The organism is Caulobacter sp. 17J65-9, assembly GCF_010975005.1.
In the GTDB taxonomy this organism is placed as follows: domain Bacteria; phylum Pseudomonadota; class Alphaproteobacteria; order Caulobacterales; family Caulobacteraceae; genus 17J80-11.
In genome coordinates, this window is the sequence record NZ_JAAIVC010000293.1 from 1 (window position 1) to 1,489 (window position 1,489).

At 73.8% G+C, this 1,489-nt stretch carries 3 protein-coding genes; 2 read left to right on the top strand and 1 reads right to left on the bottom strand.

The window, feature by feature from the left end; all coding sequences use genetic code 11:
• Positions 1–806: acyltransferase (locus tag G3573_RS21435; RefSeq protein ID WP_163263653.1), on the bottom strand; the 806-nt coding region annotated here is incomplete at its 3' end.
• Between the two features lie 136 nt (positions 807–942).
• Here G3573_RS21435 and G3573_RS21440 point away from each other — a divergent pair.
• A complete protein-coding gene (locus G3573_RS21440; RefSeq protein WP_163263654.1) occupies positions 943–1,158 on the top strand; it encodes a hypothetical protein in 216 nt (71 codons plus the stop codon).
• Between the two features lies 1 nt (position 1,159).
• A complete protein-coding gene (locus tag G3573_RS21445; RefSeq protein ID WP_163263655.1) occupies positions 1,160–1,369 on the top strand; it encodes a hypothetical protein in 210 nt (69 codons plus the stop codon).
• Positions 1,370–1,489 lie beyond the last annotated feature (120 nt).

The following is a 1,489-nucleotide window of genomic DNA, read 5'->3' on the forward strand; positions in this document are numbered from 1 at the left end:
GCGATGGCGATCACCGCGGCGAAGTCCGCCAGGGCCGAACGCGGGGCCGGCGCGAACAGGAGAAGGCCCGCCGCCCCGGCCAGGGCCAGGGCGGTGGCGGCGCCCGCGCCGATCTCCCGATCCTGGCGGAAGCGCGCCAGCAGGGCGCCGGCGACGAACAGCGGCAGCGCCCGCAGCACCCCGTACTGGAACGGCAGGTCGAACAGCGAGCGGCCGAGGACCACCAGGCTGAGCGCGGCGGCCAGCGCCAGCACGACCAGCGCGCCGGCCGCCGCCAGCGTCCGCCCCTTCAGCGATCGGGCCGCCCGCCAGACCGGCGGGAAGGCGAGATAGCAGGCCACCAGCGCCGAAAGGGTCCAGCTCGGCACGTTCCAGGCGGGCTGGGTGGTGGTCCCCCAGGCGTGGACCAGGGCCGCCTGCAGCCAGAAACTCTCAGCGCCGAACCGGCCCGGATGCAGCGGCCCGACCCGCAGGAGCGCGCTGACCCCGACCAGGGCGACGAAGCCCAGCAGCACCAGCAGGTGCGCCGGCCAGACCCGACGCAGGCGACGGCCGACGAAGCCCGCCGTGCTCCAGCGTCCCGCGTCCAGCCCCGCCCCGTAGGCGCGGCCCAGCACGTAGCCCGATAGCAGCAGGAAAAAGTCCGTGGCCAGCCAGCCGCGACCCAGCACCGGCGCGACCTGGTCGAGCGGGACCGGGGCCTCAGAACCGTAATGGTAGAGCACCACGAAGGCGGCCGCGATGAAGCGCAGGGCGTCCAGCGCGCCGCCGCGTTCGGGCCTGACTGTGTTCGATACGCCGGCCAAACGGCCTCCGAGGCGTCCCGGGATGGGACGAAGCAGAGCCTGTTGCAGTTCGCGGGCCGCCCTCCGGACGGGCGCCGCCGGGCGAGGAACCGGCCCCTAGCCGGGACGTTGGCCTTTGACAGTATGGAGGTTTTGCATGTCCAGAACGCCCCCGATCCCCCCGGCTCAACGCAGCTTCCATCGCGATGGAAAACCCGACGTCGCCGGCGCGCGCCAGGACCGGCGTGACGCGACGACCGGCGCCCGGTCCGGCCAGCCGGGCGACGCCGACATGAACCTCAAGGAGCAGGGCCGCGCCGGCAATCTGACGCAGAACGTCGCCGCGACCCACTGGAAGACCCAGGACCGCTGACATGCCTCAGAAGAATCCCAACACCCGTCGCTGGGGCGGACCCGGCTCGAGCCACGAAGACGCCAGCAAGCCGGCGCCGGCCATGTTCGATCCCCGCCCGCCCGGAACGCCGACCAATCCTCCGATCAGCCGCGTTTCCGGCGGCGGCGGCGAACGCGACATCCGCCACAGCCACGACGATTTCCATCGCTCGTCGAAGAAGGCGCCCTAAAGCGGCTTAGAGCGCGCCCGGCTCGACCCGGACGGCCGCCGGGGCCGGCGCGCCGTCCACCGGGGCGGGCTCCGAGGCGCTCGCCCGCGGCAAGGCGGCGATGGTCGCGGCGCGCTCCGC